Annotated in this window: 18 protein-coding genes; 11 read left to right on the top strand and 7 right to left on the bottom strand. The window is 65.1% G+C overall.

Going from position 1 to position 22,297, the window contains the following annotated elements:
* Positions 1-8: 8 nt before the first annotated feature.
* From BAMB_RS22255 to BAMB_RS22225, 7 genes are all read left to right on the top strand, one after another.
* On the top strand, positions 9-1,286 hold the full coding sequence (locus BAMB_RS22255; protein ID WP_011659427.1) for an L-fuconate dehydratase: 1,278 nt from the start codon (positions 9-11) through the stop codon (positions 1,284-1,286).
* A gap of 53 nt (positions 1,287-1,339) precedes the next feature.
* Positions 1,340-2,116, top strand: coding sequence for an SDR family oxidoreductase (locus BAMB_RS22250; RefSeq protein WP_011659426.1), 777 nt, complete (start codon positions 1,340-1,342; stop codon positions 2,114-2,116).
* Positions 2,117-2,128: 12 nt separating this feature from the next.
* On the top strand, positions 2,129-3,670 hold the full coding sequence (locus BAMB_RS22245) for a sugar ABC transporter ATP-binding protein (RefSeq protein ID WP_011659425.1): 1,542 nt from the start codon (positions 2,129-2,131) through the stop codon (positions 3,668-3,670).
* 16 nt (positions 3,671-3,686) lie between these two features.
* Positions 3,687-4,724: an ABC transporter permease gene (locus tag BAMB_RS22240; protein ID WP_011659424.1), complete on the top strand. Its 1,038-nt coding sequence runs from the start codon at positions 3,687-3,689 to the stop codon at positions 4,722-4,724.
* A gap of 77 nt (positions 4,725-4,801) precedes the next feature.
* Positions 4,802-5,743, top strand: a complete 942-nt coding sequence (locus tag BAMB_RS22235; protein WP_011659423.1) for an ABC transporter substrate-binding protein — start codon at positions 4,802-4,804, stop codon at positions 5,741-5,743.
* Positions 5,744-5,786: 43 nt separating this feature from the next.
* Positions 5,787-6,677: an L-fucono-1,5-lactonase gene (locus BAMB_RS22230; protein WP_011659422.1), complete on the top strand. Its 891-nt coding sequence runs from the start codon at positions 5,787-5,789 to the stop codon at positions 6,675-6,677.
* 71 nt (positions 6,678-6,748) lie between these two features.
* The gene (locus BAMB_RS22225) at positions 6,749-7,510 is read left to right on the top strand and encodes a FadR/GntR family transcriptional regulator (RefSeq protein WP_011659421.1); all 762 of its coding nucleotides are present in this window, start codon (positions 6,749-6,751) and stop codon (positions 7,508-7,510) included.
* A gap of 10 nt (positions 7,511-7,520) precedes the next feature.
* Here BAMB_RS22225 and BAMB_RS22220 read toward each other — a convergent pair whose 3' ends face one another.
* The 5 genes from BAMB_RS22220 to BAMB_RS22200 all read right to left on the bottom strand — a co-directional run bounded on the left by BAMB_RS22220 (position 7,521) and on the right by BAMB_RS22200 (position 14,150).
* Complete coding sequence (locus tag BAMB_RS22220; protein ID WP_011659420.1) at positions 7,521-8,762, bottom strand: NAD(P)/FAD-dependent oxidoreductase; 1,242 nt, start codon at positions 8,760-8,762, stop codon at positions 7,521-7,523.
* Between the two features lie 116 nt (positions 8,763-8,878).
* A complete protein-coding gene (locus BAMB_RS22215; protein WP_011659419.1) occupies positions 8,879-10,219 on the bottom strand; it encodes an amidase family protein in 1,341 nt (446 codons plus the stop codon).
* A 14-nt stretch (positions 10,220-10,233) separates the two neighbouring features.
* The gene (locus BAMB_RS22210) at positions 10,234-11,574 is read right to left on the bottom strand and encodes an MFS transporter (protein ID WP_011659418.1); all 1,341 of its coding nucleotides are present in this window, start codon (positions 11,572-11,574) and stop codon (positions 10,234-10,236) included.
* A 90-nt stretch (positions 11,575-11,664) separates the two neighbouring features.
* A complete protein-coding gene (locus BAMB_RS22205; RefSeq protein WP_011659417.1) occupies positions 11,665-13,101 on the bottom strand; it encodes an N-acyl-D-amino-acid deacylase family protein in 1,437 nt (478 codons plus the stop codon).
* 161 nt (positions 13,102-13,262) lie between these two features.
* Entirely contained in the window at positions 13,263-14,150 is an 888-nt protein-coding gene (locus BAMB_RS22200; RefSeq protein ID WP_011659416.1) for a LysR family transcriptional regulator, read from the bottom strand.
* Positions 14,151-14,597: 447 nt separating this feature from the next.
* Between BAMB_RS22200 and yfiR the strand changes: the two genes are divergently transcribed.
* From yfiR to yfiB, 3 genes are all read left to right on the top strand, one after another.
* Complete coding sequence (gene yfiR / locus BAMB_RS22195; RefSeq protein ID WP_011659415.1) at positions 14,598-15,305, top strand: regulatory sequestration protein YfiR; 708 nt, start codon at positions 14,598-14,600, stop codon at positions 15,303-15,305.
* Complete coding sequence (dgcN, locus tag BAMB_RS22190) at positions 15,302-16,570, top strand: diguanylate cyclase DgcN/YfiN (RefSeq protein ID WP_011659414.1); 1,269 nt, start codon at positions 15,302-15,304, stop codon at positions 16,568-16,570. Before yfiR ends, dgcN begins: the two co-directional genes overlap by 4 nt.
* 84 nt (positions 16,571-16,654) lie before the next feature.
* Positions 16,655-17,167 carry an outer membrane lipoprotein YfiB gene (gene yfiB, locus BAMB_RS22185; protein WP_011659413.1) on the top strand — a complete coding sequence of 171 codons (513 nt, stop codon included), beginning with the start codon at positions 16,655-16,657 and terminating at the stop codon, positions 17,165-17,167.
* Between the two features lie 336 nt (positions 17,168-17,503).
* On the opposite strand, the gene BAMB_RS34230 is transcribed toward yfiB, so the two are convergent.
* Together BAMB_RS34230 and BAMB_RS34225 are read right to left on the bottom strand one after the other, a co-directional pair.
* Positions 17,504-19,060: a hypothetical protein gene (locus BAMB_RS34230; protein ID WP_011659412.1), complete on the bottom strand. Its 1,557-nt coding sequence runs from the start codon at positions 19,058-19,060 to the stop codon at positions 17,504-17,506.
* Positions 19,061-19,613: 553 nt separating this feature from the next.
* Positions 19,614-20,234 carry a hypothetical protein gene (locus BAMB_RS34225; RefSeq protein WP_082089661.1) on the bottom strand — a complete coding sequence of 207 codons (621 nt, stop codon included), beginning with the start codon at positions 20,232-20,234 and terminating at the stop codon, positions 19,614-19,616.
* Positions 20,235-21,046: 812 nt separating this feature from the next.
* Between BAMB_RS34225 and BAMB_RS22180 the strand changes: the two genes are divergently transcribed.
* Positions 21,047-22,165 (top strand): branched-chain amino acid ABC transporter substrate-binding protein, encoded by a 1,119-nt coding sequence (locus BAMB_RS22180; protein ID WP_011659410.1) that lies wholly within the window; start codon positions 21,047-21,049, stop codon positions 22,163-22,165.
* The last annotated feature ends 132 nt before the right edge of the window (positions 22,166-22,297 follow it).

The following is a 22,297-nucleotide window of genomic DNA, read 5'->3' as shown; positions in this document are numbered from 1 at the left end:
CGTTCGTCATGCCTATCATTCGATCGATGCGCGTCCTCGACGTGCGCTTCCCGACCTCGCGCCAGCTCGACGGCTCCGATGCGATGAATCCGGACCCCGATTATTCGGCTGCGTACGTCGTGCTCGAAACCGACCACGACGGGCTCGAAGGCCACGGGCTCACGTTCACCATCGGGCGCGGCAACGAAATCTGCTGCGCGGCGATCGACGCGATGCGTCACCTCGTCGTCGGTCTCGACCTCGACTGGATCCGCGAGGACATGGGCCGCTTCTGGCGGCACGTGACGTCGGACAGCCAGTTGCGCTGGATCGGCCCCGACAAGGGCGCGATCCACCTGGCGACGGGCGCCGTCGTCAATGCGGTGTGGGATCTGTGGGCGAAGGCCGCGGGCAAGCCGCTGTGGCGGCTCGTCGCCGACATGAGCCCCGAGGAAATCGTGCGCGCGATCGACTTCCGCTACCTGACCGACTGCCTGACGCAGGACGAGGCGCTCGCGCTGCTGCGCCGCCAGGCGCCGGGCAAGGCCGCGCGGATCGCGGCGCTCGAGCGCGACGGCTACCCCTGCTACACGACGTCGGCGGGCTGGCTCGGCTACAGCGACGACAAGCTGCGCCGGTTGTGCCGCGAGGCGGTCGACGCCGGTTTCGACTACGTGAAGCTGAAGGTCGGCGCGAACCTGGAGGACGACATCCGCCGCGTGACGATCGCGCGCGAGGTGATCGGCCCCGAGCGCAAGCTGATGATCGATGCCAACCAGGTGTGGGAAGTCGACGAGGCGATCGACTGGGTGCGCGCGCTGGCGTTCGCGAAACCGTGGTTCATCGAGGAGCCGACGAGCCCCGACGACGTCGAAGGGCATCGCAAGATCCGCGAGGCGATCGCGCCCGTGCAGGTCGCGACCGGCGAGATGTGCCAGAACCGCGTGCTGTTCAAGCAGTTCATCGAGCGCGGCGCGATCGACGTCGTGCAGATCGACGCGTGCCGGCTCGGCGGCGTGAACGAGATTCTCGCGGTGATGCTGCTGGCCGCGAAGTACGGGCTGCCGGTGTGTCCGCATGCGGGCGGCGTCGGGCTGTGCGAATACGTGCAGCATTTGTCGATGATCGACTACGTGTGCATTTCCGGCACGAAGGAAGGGCGCGTGACCGAATACGTCGATCACCTGCACGAGCATTTCGTCGAGCCGTGCGTCGTGCGCGGCGCGGCGTACATGCCGCCGACGGCGCCCGGCTTCTCGATCGAGATGAAGCCGGCATCGTTGGAACAGTATCGGTTCCGCGGCTGAAGCAAGGCGCCGCGCGTCGCGCGCGGCCACAACATGAACGACGGAGACGCGAAGTGGATTTGAATCTGCAAGACAAGGTCGTGATCGTGACCGGCGGCGCGTCGGGCATCGGCGCTGCGATCTCGATGCGGCTCGCCGGCGAAGGCGCGATTCCGGTCGTGTTCGCACGCCACGCGCCGGACGACGGCTTCTGGCGCGAACTCACGCAGACGCAGCCGCGCGCCGAGCGCGTGTCCGTCGAACTGCAGGACGACGCGCAGTGCCGCGACGGCGTCGCGCAGACCGTCGCGCGTTTCGGCCGCATCGACGGCCTCGTCAACAACGCGGGCATCAACGACAGCGTCGGCCTCGATGCCGGCCGCGACGCGTTCGTCGCATCGCTCGAACGCAACCTGATCCACTACTACGTGATGGCGCATCACTGCGTGCCGCACCTGAAGGCCACGCGCGGCGCGATCGTCAACATTTCGTCGAAGACGGCCGTCACCGGGCAGGGCAACACGAGCGGCTATTGCGCGTCGAAGGGCGCGCAGCTCGCGCTCACGCGCGAATGGGCGGTCGCGTTGCGCGACGACGGCGTGCGCGTGAACGCGGTGATCCCGGCGGAGGTGATGACGCCGCTCTACCAGAACTGGATCGCCGGCTTCGACGACCCGGATGCGAAGCTGGCGGAGATCGCCGGCAAGGTGCCGCTCGGCAAGCGCTTCACGACGGCCGACGAGATTGCCGACACGGCGGTGTTCCTGCTGTCGGAACGCGCATCGCACACGACGGGGCAGTGGCTGTTCGTCGACGGCGGCTATACGCATCTCGATCGCGCGATCGGCTGAGGACGGCGAGCCATGCAACCTGATCCGAACCCGGCCGCCGCACCCGCCGCGCTGATCGAGCTGACCGGCGTCAGCAAGCGCTTTCCGGGCGTGCAGGCGCTCGACGATTGCCGGTTCGACCTGCGCGCCGGCGAAGTGCACGCGCTGATGGGCGAGAACGGCGCCGGCAAGTCGACGCTGATGAAGATCCTCGCCGGCGTGTATCAAAAGGACGGCGGTGAAATCCGGATGGACGGCCGCGCGGTGGAGATCGACGATCCGCGCGCCGCGCAGGCGCTGGGGATCGGCATCATCCATCAGGAACTGAACCTGATGAACCACCTGAGCGTCGCGCAGAACATCTTCATCGGGCGCGAGCCGCGCGGCCGCTTCGGCGTGTTCGTCGACGAGGACAAACTCAACCGCGACGCGGCCGCGATCTTCGCGCGGATGCGGCTCGATCTCGACCCGCGAACGCTCGTCGGCCGGCTGACGGTCGCGAAGCAGCAGATGGTCGAGATCGCGAAGGCGCTGTCGTTCGACTCGCGCGTGCTCATCATGGACGAGCCGACCGCCGCGCTGAACAACGCGGAGATCGCCGAGCTGTTCCGCATCATCGGCGAGTTGCGCGCGCACGGTGTCGGCATCGTCTATATCTCGCACAAGATGGACGAACTGCGCCAGATCGCCGACCGCGTGACGGTGATGCGCGACGGCAAGTATGTCGCGACCGTGCCGATGGCCGGTACGTCGATGGACGCGATCATCGCGATGATGGTCGGCCGCCAGCTCGATACTGAATTCCGCACGCCGCCCGATACGTCCGCCAACGACGTCGCGCTCGAAGTGCGCGGGCTGTCGCGCGGGCGCGCGATCCGCGACGTCGGCTTCACGCTGCGGCGCGGCGAGATTCTCGGCTTCGCGGGGCTGATGGGCGCGGGCCGCACCGAGGTCGCGCGGGCGGTGTTCGGCGCGGACCCGGTCGACGCCGGCGAGATCCGCGTGCACGGCAAGACCGTGACGATCCGCACGCCGGCCGACGCGGTCGCGCACGGGATCGGTTATCTGTCGGAAGACCGCAAGCACTTCGGGCTCGCGGTCGGGATGGACGTGCAGAACAACATCGCGCTGTCGAGCATGCGCCGCTTTGTGCGGCGCGGCCTGTTCCTCGATGCGCGCCAGATGCGCGACACCGCGCAGTCGTACGTGCGGCAGCTCGCGATCCGCACGCCGTCGGTCGCGCAGCCCGCGCGCCTGCTGTCGGGCGGCAACCAGCAGAAGATCGTGATCGCGAAATGGCTGCTGCGCGATTGCGACATCCTGTTCTTCGACGAGCCGACGCGCGGCATCGACGTCGGCGCGAAAAGCGAGATCTACAAGCTGCTCGACGCGCTCGCCGCCGAGGGCAAGGCGATCGTGATGATCTCGTCGGAGTTGCCCGAGGTGCTGCGCATGAGCCACCGGATTCTCGTGATGTGCGAAGGGCGCGTGACCGGCGAGTTGCGCGCGGCCGACGCCACGCAGGAAAAGATCATGCAGCTCGCGACGCAGCGCGAGTCGACCGTATTGTCCTGAATCAGCCCCTACGACCATGCCTAACGATACGCATCCCGTTCCGCCTCTGGCCACCGGCGACACGCCGGCCGGCGCAGCCGGCCTGAAAGCCCGCTTCTTCAACCCGGCCGCGCGGCAGAAGCTGCTCGCGTTCGCGAGCCTCGTGCTGCTGATCGCATTCTTCAGCTTCGCGTCGCCGAACTTCCTCGACGTTGACAACCTCGTGTCGATCCTGCAGGCCACCGCTGTGAACGGCGTGCTGGCGGTCGCCTGCACCTACGTGATCATCACGTCGGGCATCGACCTGTCGGTCGGCACGCTGATGACGTTCTGCGCGGTGATGGCCGGCGTCGTGCTGACGAAGTGGGGGATGCCGCTGCCGCTCGGGATCCTGGCCGCGCTGGGCTTTGGCGCGCTGTCGGGCAGCGTGTCGGGCTTCGTGATCGCGAAGATGAAGGTGCCGCCGTTCATCGCGACGCTCGGCATGATGATGCTGTTGAAGGGGCTGTCGCTCGTGATCTCGGGCACCCGGCCGATCTACTTCAACGACACGCCGGGCTTCACGTCGATCGCGCAGGATTCGCTGATCGGCAGCCTGATTCCCGCGCTGCCGATTCCGAACGCGGTGCTGATCCTGTTCCTCGTCGCGATCGGCGCGTCGATCGTGCTGAACCGCACGATCTTCGGCCGCTACACGTTCGCGCTCGGCAGCAACGAGGAAGCGCTGCGGCTGTCCGGCGTGAACGTCGATGCGTGGAAGATCGCCGTCTACACGTTCAGCGGCGCGGTGTGCGGGATCGCCGGCCTGCTGATCGCGTCGCGGCTCAACTCCGCGCAGCCGGCGCTCGGGCAGGGCTACGAGCTCGATGCGATCGCGGCCGTCGTGATCGGCGGCACGTCGCTGTCGGGCGGCGCGGGCAGCATCGTCGGCACCATCATCGGCGCGTTCATCATGAGCGTGCTGACCAACGGCCTGCGCATCATGTCGGTCGCGCAGGAATGGCAGACGGTCGTGACCGGCGTGATCATCATCCTCGCCGTCTACGTCGACATCCTGCGCCGGCGCCGCCGCTGACGCATGCACGTGATACGCATCTGCTTCACCGCCGGCCGGGCCGGCATTTCAGTCGATACCAACCAAGGAGACGCGAAGTGATCAGGAGCAAGGTGTTGAACGCGATCGTCGGGCTGACGTTCGCCGTCGGCGTGACAGCCGGCGCGCAGGCGCAGGAAGCCTATATCCCGCTGATCTCGAAGGGCTTCCAGCATCAGTTCTGGCAAGCCGTGAAAGCGGGCGCGACGCAGGCCGCAAAGGACTACAAGGTGAAGGTGACGTTCGAAGGCCCCGAAACCGAGGCGATGGTCGACAAGCAGATCGACATGCTGTCCGCCGCGATCGCGAAGAAGCCGGCCGCGCTCGGCTTCGCCGCGCTCGACAGCAAGGCCGCGCTGCCGCTGTTGAAGAAGGCGCAGGCCGAGAAGATCCCCGTGATCGCGTTCGACTCGGGCGTCGACAGCGACATCCCGGTGACGACGGCCGCGACCAACAACAAGGCCGCCGCATCGCTCGCCGCGGACAAGCTCGCCGCGCTGATCGGCGACGAAGGCGAGGTCGCCGTGGTCGCGCACGACCAGACGAGCCGCACCGGCATCGACCGCCGCGACGGGTTTCTCGAACGGATGAAGTCGGCGCACCCGAAGGTGCGGGTCGTGACCGTGCAGTACGGTGAAGGCGACCAGCTGAAGTCGACCGAGGTGACGAAGTCGATCCTGCAGGCGTATCCGAAGCTCAAGGGCCTGTTCGGCACCAACGAAGGCTCGGCGATCGGCGTGGTGAATGGCGTGCGCGAGATGAAGCGCAAGGTCGTGATCGTCGGCTACGATTCGGGCAAGCAGCAGAAGGACGCGATCCGCAGCGGGCTGATGGCCGGCGCGATCACGCAGAATCCGATCGGGATCGGCTACAAGACCGTCGAGGCGGCCGTGAAGGCGACCAAGGGCGAGAAGCTGCCGAAGGTCATCGATACCGGTTTCTACTGGTATGACAAGACCAATATCGACGACCCGAAGATCTCGGCGGTGCTGTACGACTGAGCGTGATGTGATGCCGCGTTAGAGCGCGAACCACGAGGACACCATGGGCGCAGTGCGTATCGATTCCCATCAGCACTTCTGGCGTTACCGCGCGGCCGACTATCCGTGGATCGGCCCCGGCATGGGCGTGCTCGCCCGCGATTACCTGCCCGACGCGCTGTGGCCGCAGATGCATGCGCAGGCGCTCGGCGCGTCGATCGCGGTGCAGGCGCGCGCCGGACGCGACGAGACGGCGTTCCTGCTCGATCTCGCCCGCGACGACGCGCGCATCGCGGCGGTGGTCGGCTGGGAGGATCTCGGTGCGCCGGCGCTAGCCGACCGCATCGCCGAATGGCGCAGCCCGAAGCTGCGCGGCTTTCGTCATCAGATGCAGGACGAAGCCGACGTCGGCGCGTTCGTCGCGGATCCCGCGTTCAATCGCGGCGTCGCGTGGCTGCAGGCGAACGGTTACGTGTACGACGTGCTCGTGTTCGAACGCCAGTTGCCCGACGTGCGCGCGTTCTGCGCACGGCACGACGCGCACTGGCTCGTGCTCGATCATGCGGGCAAGCCCGCGCTCGCCGAGTTCGACCGCGACGACACCGCGCTCGCACGCTGGCGTGCCGCGTTGCGCGAGCTCGGCGCGCTGCCGCATGTCGTGTGCAAGCTGTCGGGGCTCGTGACCGAGACGGACTGGCGGCGCGGCCTGCGCGGGCAGGACATCCGGCACATCGAGCAATGCCTCGATGCGGCGCTCGACGCGTTCGGCCCGCAGCGGCTGATGTTCGGGTCGGACTGGCCCGTGTGCCTGCTCGCGGCGTCGTATGACGAAGTGACGTCGCTGATCGAGCGCTGGGCCGAAGCGCGATTGTCGGCGGCCGAGCGCAACGCGTTGTGGGGCGGCACGGCCGCACGTTGCTATGCGGTGCCGGGCGACCCGAAGCCCGGCATATAAAATAGGCGCGAGCGGCCCGATGCTTCACGCGTCGGGCCGTCCGCAACACAACCGCTTACCTGTATCAACGTATGTCCATCCAGCCGATTCAGAACCGCCGCCTCTACCAGCAGATCGCCGACAAGCTCAGCGCGATGATCGGCTCTGGCGATTTTCCGCCGGGCAGCTATCTGCCGCCCGAGCGCGAACTGGCCGAGCAGTTCGGCGTGTCGCGCACGTCGGTGCGCGAGGCGCTGATCGCGCTTGAAGTGAGCGGGCTCGTCAGCGTGCGTGTCGGCGACGGCGTGAAGGTGCGCCAACCCGAGGCGGCTGCCGCACCGGCACCGCGGCCCGACACGAAGGTTGCGCCGTTTTCGATCGTCGAGATCGATCCCGAGCTCGGCATCGCGCTCGACCTCGATACCGAAATCCCGCCGTTCGCGCTGTTGCAGGCGCGCCGGCTGATCGAGCCGGAAGCCGCATCGCTCGCGGCGAAACACGGCTCGGACGAGCAGATCGAAGGGATTCACGACGCGTTCCTGCGCAACCAGGAAGACAACCGCAGCGGCTCGCTCACGCATCCGGGCGACCGGCTGTTCCATATCCGTATCGCGGAAGCGAGCGACAACCCGGCTTATGCGCTGATGATCAAGCAGTTGCTCGCGCACAAGTACGACCTGATGTTCCAGCGCCTGCAGTCGCTGTACATGCCGAACGACATGCCGCACCGGTCGGAGCTGGAACACCGCGCGATCCTCGACGCGATCCGCGCACGCGACCCCGAGGCCGCGCGCCGCGCGATGGCCGAGCATCTCGACGAGGTGATCCGGATCTTCGGCCGCGCGCTCGACTGAGCGCGCGCGCTCAGAAGCGATCGGCGCGGTAGGGCGTCGGATCGGTGAACGGTGCTTCGCCCGTCATCATCTCGGCCAGCAGGCGGCCGGAGACGGGGCCGAGCGTGAGCCCGTGATGGTTGTGCCCGAACGAGAACCACAGCCCGCGATGCGCGGGCGCGGGGCCGATCACCGGCCGCATGTCCGGCGTGCAGGGCCGGAAGCCGAGCCACGGCTGCGGGTCGAGCCGTTCGCCGAAGCCGAACACCGGGCGTGCGACGCGCTCCGCGCGATCGAGCTGCACGCCGGTCGGCGGCAGGCCGCGCCGCGCGATCTCGACGCCGGTGGTCAGCCGCAATCCGCGCCGCATCGGCGCGATCACGTAGCCGTATTCGCGATCGACGATCGGCGCCGACGGCGCGCCGCGTTCGGACGGCGCGTAGTGCATGTGATAGCCGCGCTTCTCGCGCAGCGGAATCTTGTAGCCGAACTTGCCGAACACCGTGTCGGACCATGGGCCGAGCGCGACGACCACGGCCGGCGCGGCGATCTTGCCTTGTTCCGTCGTGACCTGCCAGCCTGGCGACAACGCGTCGAGGCTCGCGGCATCGCCGGTGAGCAGCGTGCCGCCGCCTTGCACGAAGAGTTGCGCGTAGGTTTTGACGAGCGCGGACGGATCGACGACGCTTTTCGGATCGAGCCAGTGGAGTGCACCGCAGAAGCCCGGCGCGAGGCTCGGTTCCTGATCACGAAGTGCCGCGGCATCGAGCGGCGTGATGCCGAGCCCGTGGCGGCGCGCGGTGAGCCCTGCATCGGCGACCGCGCGTTCGAATGCGGCCGGCGTGCGGAACGCTTCCATCCAGCCGCTTGCACGCACCAGTTCCCCGGCGCCGGCACGCGCGATCAGCGCGTCGTGCTCGACGATGCAGCGCTCGATCAACGGCAGCATGTCGCGCGACGCGGCTGCGTGACGCATCGGCGCCGATTCCCACCAGAAACGCGCGAGCCACGGCGCGAACGCGGGCAGCGACGTGCTGTGCCAGTAGAGATCGGTGGAGCGGTTCAGCGCGTAGCGCATCAGCGTGAACGGGCTGCGCGGAAACGGATACGGTTCGATCGACGAGCGCTCGATCAGCCCGGCGTTGCCGAAGCTCGTGCCTTCGCCGGGCGCGCCGCGGTCTATGAGGGCGACCTTGCGGCCGCGATCCTGCAGGTGCAGCGCGGCGGAGACGCCGACGATGCCTGCGCCCAGAACGATTACGTCGAAATCCATCGTGTATTGGCCGTTAGCGGGGGCGCCTGGCCGCGGTGCGGTGTGCGCCCTGGTTGGAGTGGCTCGAACCGCAAGGATACTCGCGGTGGGGCGGGGCACCAAGGGGGGGCGCGTCGTTAGCGGCGCAGGTCGCTCCAGGCGACAGCGAATTGCCGCGCGGCGTCGAAGCAAACCGCGTCGGCTTGCGGTGCGCCGATCAACTGCACCCCGACCGGCAATTCACCTGACATGAAGCACGGCGCGCTGACGACCGGCAGCCCCGCGAACGAAATCGGCTGCGTGAGCAGGCCGAGCGTCTTCGCGGGTTCGAGCGCGACGCCGTTGACATCGACGGTCGCGTCGGTGACGCGCGGTGCGGCACAGGGCGTCGCGGCCGCGAGCAGCACGTCGTAGCGCGCGAACAGCGCTTCGATGCGCGTGCGCCAGGCGTCACGGCAGGCAAGCGCGTCCCGATAAGCGGCGTCGGGGGTGGCGAGGCCGATTGCGATGCGTGAGCGCAGGCGTTCGGAGACGAGCGCCGCCGGCGCGTCGAGCAGCCCGCGATGGGTGCGGGCCAGCTCCACATTCGATATCGCGGTCGCCGCGTCACGCACGCGTGCGACTTCGTCGCTGTCGACCGGCACGGATTCCACCGCATGCAGACAGAGCGCCGCGCGCCGGACGGCCCGTTGCGCTTCCGCATCGGCAAGTCTGTCGAAATCGCCCGTCAGCACGGCGACGCGAAGCGGGGCGGCCGGATCGCGAATCGGTTGCGCGCGCAATGAATTCGCGTCGCATAGCGTGTCATACAGCGCCGCCAGATCGTCGATATCGTTCGCGAATCCGCCGACCGTGTCGAGCGATTCGGCATAGGGCAGGCAACCGGCTCGCGACAGCCGCCCATCGCTTGGGCGAAACCCCCACACGCCGCACAGCGCCGCCGGTGCGCGGATCGAGCCGTTCGTGTCGCTGCCGAGCGCGAGCGGTACGTATCCGGCGGCGACGGCGGCGGCCGAGCCGCTCGACGAGCCGCCCGTCATGCGTGCCGGGTCAGCCGGCAAGCGCACCGCGCCATAGTGCGGATTCACGCCGGTGGCGCCGCACGCGAGTTCGTCCATATGCGTTGCGCCGACCGGCACCGCGCCGGCCGAGCACAGTCGCGCGACCGCTGATGCATCGGTGGCGGCGGCCGGCAATGCGGCGCGCGCCGGCGATCCCGCGACCGCCGTGTAACCCGTCACGTCGAAATTCCACTTCACGAGAAACGGCACGCCCGCCAACGGGCCGGGGTCACGCCCGTTGCGCACGAGGCCGTCGATCCGCAGCGCGTCACGCAGTGCGCGCGCGTCGAAGGTTTGTGCGCAGGCATGGATGGTGCCGTCGCGCGCGGCGATATCGGCGAGCACGGTTTGCACGAGCGACACTGCACTCACGCGCCCCGCGCGAACCTCGGCCGCCAGCGCGAGCGCGCCGCGCATCGAAGGCACCACGCTCACGCGCGCACCATGAGCCGGCGCGGAATCGACAGGATCAGCGCGGCGGCGGCGAATAGCGTGAAGGCGAGCAGCGCGACGCCGAGTTCAGTGCTGCCGGTCAATCCCGTCGCGTAGCCCATCAGCGTCGGTCCGACGAACCCGGCGACGGCCGCGCCGATGTTGACGAGCCCGGCGCCGCCCGCGGCGGCCTCGCCGGCGAGAATCCGCGACGGCAAGCTCCAGAACATCGCGAGCGTGCTCATGATGCCCGCCACGCCTGCGGTCAGGCACATGACGGCGAGCACCGGATGCGTGCGCACGCCGAGGCTCGCGAGCAGCGCGACGCCGCCGATCGCGACGGGCAGCGCCGTATGCCATCGGCGCTCGCCGGTTCGTACCGAATGCTGCGCGTTCGCGACCATCGCGACCGACGCGACCAGATACGGAATGGCGCTGACGAGGCCGATTCCGAGGTTGCTCAGCGACCCGAGTGCCTTGATCATCGTCGGCATCCAGAACACCAGCCCATAGTTGCCGACGTTGTAGAGAAACGATGTCGCGAACAGCAGCCATAGCGTCGGTTCGCGCAGCGCGGCGCCGAGGCGGGTGCGCTTGCCTGTCGCTTCCTGGGCCATCTCCGCGCGAATCATCCGTTTTTCCGCGTCGGTCAGCCACGCTGCATCGTCGATCCGTTCCGTTACACGCACGAGCAGATACATGCCGAGCACGATGGCCGGCAGGCCTTCGATCAGGAACATCCACTGCCAGCCGCGCAGCCCGAAGCCGCCATGCGTCGCGTCCATGATCCAGCCCGACAGCGGGCCGCCGACGATCACGCCCAGCGGCATGGCGAGAAACAGGAAGGCCATCACCTTGGCGAGCCGGTGCGACGGAAACCACACGCTGAAGTAGGCGATCACGGCCGGAAAGAAGCTCGCTTCCGTTACGCCGAGCAGGAAGCGCAGTACATAGAAGCTCGCGGTGTCCCGGGTTGCGAGCGTGGCGACCGACACGATGCCCCACGTCAGCATCGAGCCGGCGAGACAACGCTTCACGCCGATCCGTCGCACGAGCCAGCCGGCCGGCACCTGCAGCAGCAGGTAGCCGACGAAGAACAGACCGGCGCCGACGCCGTAGGCAGCGTCCGTGAGATGCAAGTCCGTCACCATCTGCAGCTTCGCGAAGCCGACGTTGACGCGGTCGAGATAGCCGAAGAAGTAGCAAACAAGGATCAGCGGAATGATGCGTCGGCTCACGCGCGTGTACAGCGCGTCGATGCCGGGCGCGGTGGCATCCGCATGCGGGTCCGAGCCGGTTTGCATGCCGCGCGGCGTGGGGATGCCGTTGGAATTCGTCATGGTGACTCCGTGCAGGTTGACTCCAGCGCGGCGGCCGCGCGAGCGGCGGCTTCCGCGACAGCGCAAAGGCGCGCCATGGGCCGGCCGATCCTAGCTTGCGCGGCGTAGCGCCCGGCCGGGGCGCGTGCCGGTGTGCCGGCCGTGTTCGAGCACGGCTCGGCCGTTGACGAACACGTGCTCGATGCCTTCAGGGCGTAGCGTCGGGTGAGCGAACGTCGCACGGTCGATCACGCGCGCCGGATCGAACACGACCAAATCGGCGTAGTGACCGACCGAGAGGCGCCCGCGCTTCGCGATTCCGAATTGTTCGGCAGTGAGGGCTGTCATCTTGCGCACGGCGGTTTCGAGCGGGAACAGGCCGCGCTCGCGGGAGAATTCGCCGAGCACGCGCGGAAACGTACCCCACAGCCGCGGATGCGGGCGCATGTCGTTGGGCAGGCCGTCGGAGCCGACCATCGTCAGTTCGTGGCGCATGATGCGCTCGACGTCCGCTTCGTCCATCACGAAGTAGATCGCGCCGGCGGGGCGCAGCGCATCGATCGCGGCGTCGATGGAATCGCCGAACAGTGGCAGCAGTTCGGCGAATTCGCGGCCCGCGAGTTCGGGATGCGGCTTCGACCATGCGAGGAGCACGCGGGACGACTGGCGGATGCGATCCGCGCGCAGCATCGTCGACGTGGCGGGATACGGATGGCAGTCGAGGCACAGCGGTTGCCGGATGCGCTGCGCATCGATATGCGCGAGCGTCTCAACCGAGCGGCCGTGGTTCGCCTTGCCGGCCACCTTGTGATGCGACAGCACGATGCGCACGTCGAGCGCGCGACCGATCGAGAAAGCTTCGTCGAGCGACGCAATGATCGCATCGGTTTCGTCGCGCAGATGCGTCGCGAACACGCCGCCCGTCTCGCGCAGCGGCGCGCACACGTCGATCAGCTCGTCGGTCGTCGCGGCCGCCGCGGGCGGGTAAAAGGTGCCCGTCGAGACGCCGAATGCGCCGGCCGTCATCGCCTCGCGCACGTCGGCCGCCATCGCCGCGATCTCCGCCGCGTCGGCTGCGCGTCCGAGATCGGCCATGTGCCGCACGCGCAGCGTCGAGTGGCCGACCAGGGCCGCCGTGTTGATGGCGGCGGGCGTTGCGTCGAGCGCGTCGAGATAGGCGCGAAAGGACGGAAAGCGAAACGACTGCCATGCGCCCAGCAGGTCGAGCGGTTGCGGCACGTCGCGTTCCGCGAGCAGCGGCGCGAGACTGATCCCGCAATTACCGGCGATCACCGTGGTCACGCCTTGCGCAACTTTCGGCTCGACGTCGGGGGCGGTCAGCACGAACGCATCGTCGTGCGTGTGGCTGTCGATGAAGCCCGGCGCGACGACCAGGCCGTTCGCATCGAGCGTGTGCACGGCGGTTGCGCCGCTCAGGTCGCCGATCGCGGCGATGCGCTCGCCGGTCACGCCGAGATCGGCCTCGAAGCGCGCGGCTCCCGTACCGTCGATCAGTTCGCCGCGGCGCAGGATCACGTCGAAATGCATGGTGGCTCCTCCAGAATCAGCCCGGAACCGGGGCGCTGCCCGTTTCCGTCGTTCATGTTCGCCACCATCGTCACCAGCCATTTTTCGGGCGTCCAATGCCGTTCGGCTCACGATTCATGCGAAACCGGCATCAATGCGGCGACGCCACGCGGCCCGCGGCGTTATGCGAACGCTGCCTTCACCAGCGCATGGAGGTCGCTCGCGAAGCTGGACATCGAGATGGTGCGATGCCGCACGATGCCGACCGTGCGGTCGATCGTCGGGCTCGCGATCGGCACCGTGCGTACCTCGGGCGAGCCGTACGCACGCAATGCGCTCTCGGGCAGGATCGCGCATCCGACACCGGCTGCCACGAGCGCGGCGACGCATGAGATGTGCTCGACCTCATAGAACCACCGGGTTCGCACCGCCTCCTGGCCCATCAGCATTTCGAGCAGCAGACGGTTGCCGCTGTCGCGGCCGCCGATGATCAGCTTCGCGTGCCGCAATTCGCCGAGCGTGATGGCGTCCGCGCGTGCCAGCGGATCGTCCTCGTGGACTGCCAGCACGTAGCGGTCGGTGAACAGCGGTTCGAACAACAGATCGTCGTCGTCGCCCGGGTGCAGGCTCACGCCGAACTCGGCGATGCCCGCGCGCACCTGCGACAGTACGAAGTCGTGATTGCCGTCGAGGATCTGCACGGCGACCTGCGGATACTTGTCCGAGTAGTGACGCAGTACATCGGGCAGCGTTTGCGCGACGACGGTCGGGATCGATGACAGCCGCACCTTGCCGTAGCGCTTTTGCGCGATTTCCTGGATCGACGACAGCATCATCCCGAGCTGGGCGATCTGCTCGCGCGCCATCGGCAGGAACTGACGACCGACGCCCGTTAATGTCACGCTGCGAGTGGTGCGCTGGAACAACTCGACGCCAAGCGTTTGTTCGAGCTTCTGGATCCGGCGCGACAGCCCCGGCTGCGTCAGGTGCAGCTTTTCCGCCGCGCGATGAAACGTGCCGAGTTCCGCGACGGCGACGAACGCTTCGAGTTCCGAGTTTTCTATTTTCATGACGCTCCAATGTTCGGGTCGGCTCCGGCATTCCGGCGGATATGGCGGCAGGAGTCACGCATCGATATTGTCGGCGAGGTTGATTCGCGGCCTGCCATATTGCCCCGTATGGCCGTCGAGCGTACACGCATTGCCGATCACGACGGCTGACGCAGACAAGGTCCTCAACAGCTTGCCCCGATCGATAACCTGACGTAACCGGGCGTCCAATCCACTGATCAATGTATTGGCGTCGCGACTCGATCGACGTCGGCTAACGCGTTCGCTCGTATCGATGTGTACAGCCGCGATTCAACATACTTTCCGATGTTATTCGCGGGTGTATCCCACTGGTTTGGGATACGAATTTTTACCTAAGATGGAAGCATTCGTGCGCGTGAGACGGTGCTTGCATGCGCATGCAGGTAAGCGGTAGCGCCGGGAACGACTGCAGCAGATGTTTCCATCATGGATGCGAGTGTGTGCGCGGCGGCTGCGAGTCATGCAGCCGTATCGACGCCAGTGCGCGCGGCGGCCATCGCTGCGCATACGGCGTCCGGCCGACCGGGCCGAGTCGCCACGTTACGCCGCGCGTTCGTCGCAATCGTTTGCGTTCTGAGCGGTGCGCCGGCCGTCCTCGCCGGGGCGTCTGCCGATCCGGACGAGCCGGGCGAAACCGTGCGCATCGCCGCCCCCGGGCCGGCCGTCACTCCTGCCAATCCCGCGATTTCCTCACACGACTCCACCGTGCGCCAGGTCGTGCTCGGCATCGTCAGTTTCACGCGCTGGCCGTCGACGCCCGTTCGTCTGCATTTGTGCGTGACCGGTCGCCCCGACTACGCGGCCGGCCTCACCGACACGTTGCAGGCCGGCGCGACCGTGCTCGACGTGCAGCGCGTGCGCTTCGACGATTCCGCGCTCGGCCTCGCATGCGACGTCGTGTATCTCGGCACCCTGGGCGACGATCAGCGAGCACGGGTGAGAGCCGCGCTGGCGGGCCGCCCGGTGCTGACGATCGCCGAACACGACGAGTCCTGCACCGCGGGTGCCATGTTCTGCCTCACCGTCGATGGAGAACGCGTGACGTTCGACATCAATCTCGATGCCGTCGCGCGCAGCGGCGTGCGCGTGCATCCGAACGTGCTCAATCTCGCGCGACGGCCGCTGACGCCATGACACGCTCCGCGCCCCCCATTTCGTCTTCACGTGTGCCGCGCCCGACGCTGCAAAGCGTGCTGCGTCGCGCGCATTTGCGCCTCGCGTTCGTCGCGGTTGCGATGGCCGCCGTGTCGCTGATCGTCGTCGCCGTGATCGCGTTGCGCGCGTATGCCGGCAACAACCTGAACCTGCTGGCCCGCTCGCTCGGCTATACGGTCGAGGCGGCGCTCGTGTTCGGCGACCGCGTCGCGGCAAACGAGGCGATCGCCACCATCGCTAACGACGAGGACGTCGCGCAGGTGGTCGTCACCAATGCCAGGGGGCAATTGTTCGCCACCTGGAAGCTGCCCGCCGAAGGCCGGATTGCACGGCTCGAGCGCGGTGTCGCCGATCTCGCGCTGCCCGGGCCCGTGACCATCCCGGTGATGCACGACGGCATCGTCGTCGGTCAGGTCATCGTGCGTGGGCGCGGACACCAATTCTTCGGATTCCTGCTCGGTGGCATTGGCGGCATTCTCGGCTGCCTGCTCGTCAGCGTGCTCGGCGCGTATGTCAGCTCGAAGCGTCTGCTGCGCAACATCGTTGCGCCGCTGCGCGCGCTCGCCGGCGTCGCGCATGCGGTGCGGCGCGAGCGTGCGTTCGGGCGGCGCGTCGAGCCCGCGACGATCGCCGAACTCAACCAGCTCGGCGACGACTTCAACGCGCTGCTCGACGAATTGGAAGACTGGCAGAACACGCTGCGCGACGAAAACGCATCGCTCGAACACAAGGCGACGCACGATGCGCTCACCGGGCTGCCCAACCGTGCGCAGTTCGAGTCGCGTCTGTCGGTGGCGCTTTGCGATGCCGTGGTGACCGGGCAGCGGGTCGCCATCCTGTATCTCGACTGCGACCGCTTCAAGGAGATCAACGACTGCCTGGGCCACGATGCCGGCGACGCGGTGCTGGTCGGCGTCGCGGCGCGGCTGCGCACGCAGGTGCGCGAGACCGATCTGGTCGCGCGCCTGGGCGGCGACGAATTTGCAGTGATGCTGGGCACTGTGCGCGAAGTGGAAAGCGTGTGCCGAATCGCCGACGAGATTTTGTCCGGCATGGTGCCGTCGATCGAACTGCCCGACGGACGCATGGTGGCCACCATGATGAGTGCCGGCGTGGCGCTGTATCCCGATCACGCGTCGGACGCGAACGGCTTGCTGCGGGCGGCGGATGCCGCGATGTACCGCGCCAAGCGCACGCGGCCGGGGACGTGGCAGTGGGCGGAAGGCGTTGCCGGGCGGGTTTGATGTCTATCGTTTCGCGCTGCGGACGAGGCCGCGGCGGCGGGATAAGAAGCGCACGCGGCGCGGGCGCATACGAAGGGGACGATGATGAAAAGCTCGTTGCCGGTGAGCATTGGGAGGCGGTGCGTCGGAAGCGCGGTGCTGCTGTGTCTGTTGCTGGGCGGGTGCAAGACGCCGCCGCCGCTGCATCGGGGGCTCACGCAGACGCAGGTCACGGCGCTGAAGTCGGCCGGGTTTCAGGAGACGGGGCAAGGGTTCGAGTTCGGCTCGAGCGGGCCGATTTTGTTCGATTTCGACCGGTATAACCTGAAGCCGGATGTGAGGCGGATCGTCGAGCGGATCGGGAGGACGTTGAGGTCGGCCGGCATCAATGGGGTGCGGGTTTATGGGTACTCCGATGATGAGGGGACGGTGGCTTACGATCGGGAGCTGTCGCGGCGGCGGGCGGAGGTGGTGGCGATCGAACTGGTGGATGTGGGGCTGGACGGGAAGCGGGTTGCGGTCATAGGGAAGGGGAAGAGCGATCCGGTGGGGGACAACCGGACGCCAACCGGGCGGGCGCAGAATCGGCGGGCGGCGATTGTGGTTTCGCCGCGGTGAGGGGTGTTTAACGGGATATCAACGTCCCGCGATGTGTGTCAGCTATTGGCGGTGGTAGCCGATCGTGTGTGGCTGGCAGTAACACGGAAGTCCAGCTAGTTCCGATTGGTCACGCACGGGAACGCCGGAGTACGTCCGGAAATTGATCGCTGACATTTTAATGCGTGACGCTTCCGGACTGTTCAACTCCGATGGGCGGGGGCATCAAGCGAGCCCACCCGTCAGGTTTCGAGCGCGGTTTGGAAAGGCGCGCCAATGGTGCATATCAAGAGTCGACGGGGGCGTGACTCAGAGTGAAAGAATAAGTGCGCTTGCCAAACCCCCTTGCAACATACTTCAGCTATCGACATCTCCTAGCAACGCTGCCTCAACGTTTTGAGGGGTTGCCTGAAGGAGCGATTCAAAATCAGATGGACCGAAAACCGGTGCCGAGCGCAATTTTTCCTTTGCGTCTCGATCGGAAAGGTCAAGCTCATTGAATCGGCCATCAAGCTTACGAAGATGGGCGTAGCAGCCTATATCAATGGCGAACGCTTGGTATGTTCCGGCCTGAGATTTATGAGTTATTGCGGCGCCAGCATTGTGGATTATTCGATAATCAAGTAGGCGATTTATGAGTTGTCGAAAATCGTCTCTTTGTTGTAAAGATTGTTCGGAAATTACGAAGGCATTAGATTTCTTTGTTAGACAGAACGTTCTGAGTGCGTAGATGCCGCGCATTAGCACGTCTTGTTCGCCACCTTCGGAGTCCTGCTTTAATTCCTCGATGCGGCGTTCAAAATTGGACCGGCTCATGACTCTGACATCATCTTTGCCGATTCGGTCGCCACCATTTTCACGAACAGTATTTAAAACCTCCAGAAACAATGACAAAGTATCTCTCGGAACACCACCGCCGGCCATCACGAGCCGATCAAACCCTTCCCCTTTGAAAAGCTGGTCGATTTGATTGGATTTTAGCCCTACCGATCTTCCAAATTCATGAAAAATTCTGCGGTTCTGATCGCGAGTTCGCGCAAAGTCCGTGAATGTGTAGTCGATATTGATAGGTTGATAATCATGGCGTTCTTGGGCGCCGATGGGTTGGCCGTCGCGATCAACGTATAGGGAAGATGCATGGCGCAGAGTAGCAACCTTGAAATAGAGCGGTACGTCCTTGCAAAGACGATGGATGTAATCCATCACGAACGGCTGGTCAATTTTCTTAAGATGATAAAGGTCATCGATTTGGAGAAATACAGATTTTACTGAGCTGGAGACGTGGAAGAACTCTCGAACTTGTTCTTTAAGGCGTGGAAGCAACATATCTAGTTCACGCAGCTTATCGTTGCGGACTTTATAGTTTCTCTCGATCTCCGTTTTTGACTTATGAGCGGAGATTTCACCGATTTTTGCAGTAATTGGTGTGCTCGAAATCCCAAGTGACAATTCATCAGACGTGTGTTGCTCCGCGCTACTTGTGCTCCGAACAGATTCTTCGCTGGAGTCTTCGGAAACTCTTAGCTTGGAGAGTTCTCCGCGAATTTGCTTTACTAGGTCCCGTGATCGCTTTTTTCTACCAAACCATCCAGTGAGATGTCTTTCGAGCTCGCCGAACAGTGCGTCGAGAATTTCAATTAGGACATTTGGAAATGAATGTCTTTTGAAATCTTCGCAATTCAAATAGACCGCGCGGACGGAGTCATCAACGGATCGGCTCGAATGATGAAGAAGGAGAGTTTTTCCGCAACCGCGCCGCGCAAAAATGGCGTGATTTTGCCTTGCACAGACGTCACCTACGATGTTGCTGGCATCGATATATGGAACGGCTTCGGAACTATCGCGCTGAATACGAAGGCTTTCGGTAATTTTTTGCCGAAGCGCGATAAGTTTTTTTTCGTCTGGACTCGTCAAGAGATTCTCCTGGGATGGAAGTCGCGGCCTAACGCAAATTTGACCCTATTTTGGCATAGTGTACCGTGTAACGATACTTGCCACCAACGCTGACTAAGTCCGGCCCGCTGTAGCAAGCTGACGGGACGTACCACGTGCTGCTTGGGAAACGGTACTAGCCGATCTCGGAATGCCCCGTTGTGCAGTTGCGCGTTACACCGAACCTTCCACAAACCGTCTCCGGTGAAGGTTCCACAGTGCGGAGGCCTCCCCCAATTATTTTTCGCGTTAAGCACGCGAGCCCTTCTTTGCCTTGTCGGCGTTTGTTGAACTTTGTCAGAATGTGTTACCACGGTCACCATTCTTGACCAATATGTCATAAGCGTTTTTGGAATGGTCTTCTTGTAATAGCGAACATCACCCATCGTGGAATCGTTAAAATCAGCAACGGATTGGCCCGCGTCTTCTTCTGAAAGCGCAGGCGCCTTCAACTGACCGAGTGAATGCTCTGCGGCGTCAGCTTGGGCAGCTGCGTTGGCACTGCGGCAGCGGCGGCCACGGGCCACCAAACCTATCACCAAGCGATATTGCAAGAAGACCGCGCCGTCCCAGCCCCACTCGTAGCTGTGCAATGCGAACCCGCGCCGTTGTCATAGAACGTCCGCGTCTCCGGTTGCGGCACTGACGGATCGTACGGATTTGGCGCACCGTGCGGACCGCGCGCGGCATCGAAAGGTCGCGTCGGCGCATACGGTTTGCCGCCGCCAGGAGCATGTGACCCACTGGCCCGCAGATATTCATTCCAGTTCAGTTCACGCTGTTCGTGCCTGGGCAACGCGCGCCCGAAGCTATCGCTCCCACCCGCACCGAGCGCGACGCGATTCGAAGGCCATGCCGAATCGCCAGATCCGTGTTCATCCGAAGACTGCGGCGCAAGCGTATCGCCCGAAACCCGCAACGGCCGCGTATCCGGCGTATCGAACGGACCACGTTTCACTGGCGCCGCATACTCGACTTGCCGCGTCGTCCGCGCCACACGCCCATCATCCCGGCCCACAACTCGACGTTCCGAACGAAACACATTGGCGCCGCCCGACCGATCGACCAGCGAATCGCGACCTGAAGCGTCGGCAATAGAAACAGAAAGCGCACAAGCAAGCGCGGCAGCGGAAGAAAAACGGAGGTGATGATTCATTGGCGATCCGAACCAGGTGATATGCGATGAGAAAAAAAAACGGCAGATCACTGGCTGGCGGCTGGGCGACGGAAGGGTGTCGAAGCGGCCCAGAAGCGACTACGGGGCGCGGCGGACGCGACACGCAGGAAGGCTGGCTGGATTGCAGAGGCGAGTTCGCATTATTTCACAAAATTAACAATTAGCTTTCGCGTGAGACGAATTCGTCGGCAAACAGAAGGATTGACCGCTCCGGCCCAACGCCCCGCATCGGCGCACGCCAACCCAATCATCAGTCGATTGATTTAAAACGCTACGACCCTGTAAAGCCAAAAAATCGTACGCGGCGCCCCGAACCTCACAACGAAGCCCACCAGCAAGCCTCCCACCCGCCACCCCACCCAAAATCGCAACCCAATTGCACCCACCGCAAACGCTCCCACCGCCGCCAAGTTGCGCCCCCATCGCCACCCACCACCCGGCAAGTTTCTCCGTGTTTTCCCTCATAACACCGGCATTTTTGACAGACGATTTAAAAACGCCCATATAATTTCGGCTGCCTTGCCAATGGCTGTCGGACCATCCCTCCGAACGAGCAATTTGGCAAGCGGGGCAGGCGAAACGCTTGCGCAATGCAAGACGCATCACGATGTCTTTCCGAACCAGACGTCCCCATCGGGGACTGCAAGAGCCGGGCCCCGCTACGCATCATTCATCCGCAGGTCCGTCTTCATGTGTCTCGGGCGTGTCCCATGTCCTCGCCCCGGGTGCTGTTCGATTGCGCAAGTCATGCCGCCTTTGCCCGTATGACTAACAACATCGAGGAGCTCCTGATGACGCTGTCCCGTCTTACGTCCATTTCCGCCGCCGCCGTGCTGTTCGCCGCCGGCGCCGCCGCCGCGCACGCGGAAACCGTGAAGATCGCCATCGCTGGTCCGATGAGCGGTTCGGTCGCCCAATACGGCGACATGGTGAAGGCCGGCGCGCTGACCGCGATCGAACAGATCAACGCGGCAGGCGGTGCGGGCGGCAACAAGTTTGAAGTGGTGATGATGGACGACGCCTGCGAACCGAAGCAGGCCGTCGCCGTCGCCAACAAGATCGTCAGCCAGAAGATCAAGTACGTGATCGGCCACGTGTGCTCGGGTTCGACGATCCCCGCATCCGACATCTACGAAAACGAAGGCATCGTGATGGTCACGCCGTCGGCCACCGCGCCGCAGCTGACGGAAGGCAAGAAGCGCCACTTCATCTTCCGCACGATCGGCCGTGACGACCAGCAAGGCCCGGCCGCTGCGCACTACATCATCAACAACGTGAAGCCGAAGAAGGTCGCGATCCTGCACGACAAGCAGTCGTACGGCCAGGGCATCGCATCGTCGGTGAAGAAGGACCTCGAAGCCGCGAAGATTCCGGTCGTCCTGTTCGAAGGCGTCAACGCCGGCGATTCGGACTACTCGGCGATCATCACGAAGCTGAAGTCGCAAGGCGTCGACTTCGTCTACTTCGGCGGCTACCACCCGGAGATGGGCCTGCTGATGCGTCAGGCGCGCGAGCAGGGCGTGAAGGCAACGTTCATGGGCCCCGAAGGCGTGGGCAACAAGGACGTGACGGCGATCGCCGGCCCGGCGTCGGAAGGCATGCTGGTCACGCTGCCGGCCGACTTCTCGGCCGACCCGGCCAACGCAGGCCTCGTGAAGGCGTTCGCGGACAAGAAGCGCGACGCGAACGGCCCGTTCCAGATGCCGTCGTACGCAGCGGTGAAGATCATCGCCGACTCGATCGCGGGAGCGAAGACGACGGACCCGACGAAGGTCGCCGCGTACATGCACAAGACGACGTTCGACACGCCGATCGGCAAGGTCGCGTATGACGCGCAGGGCGACCTGAAGTCGTTCAAGTTCGTCGTCTACACGTGGCACAAGGACGCGACGAAGACCGCCGCCCGGTAATACGGAGTACCCGCCCCGCGCACCGCTCTGCCCGTCACCCGGGCAGGGCGCATGCGCATTTGGCCGTTGCGCGGCCAAGGGGCGGCCCGAGACGACACCGTGCGTTGCGCGCGGCCGAACGCCGTGATCCGG

Origin of the sequence: Burkholderia ambifaria AMMD (assembly GCF_000203915.1) — a bacterium.
Classification (GTDB): Bacteria; Pseudomonadota; Gammaproteobacteria; order Burkholderiales; family Burkholderiaceae; genus Burkholderia; species Burkholderia ambifaria.
Note: the sequence above shows the minus strand (reverse complement) of the source record. Positions and strands in the feature narration are given on the sequence as shown.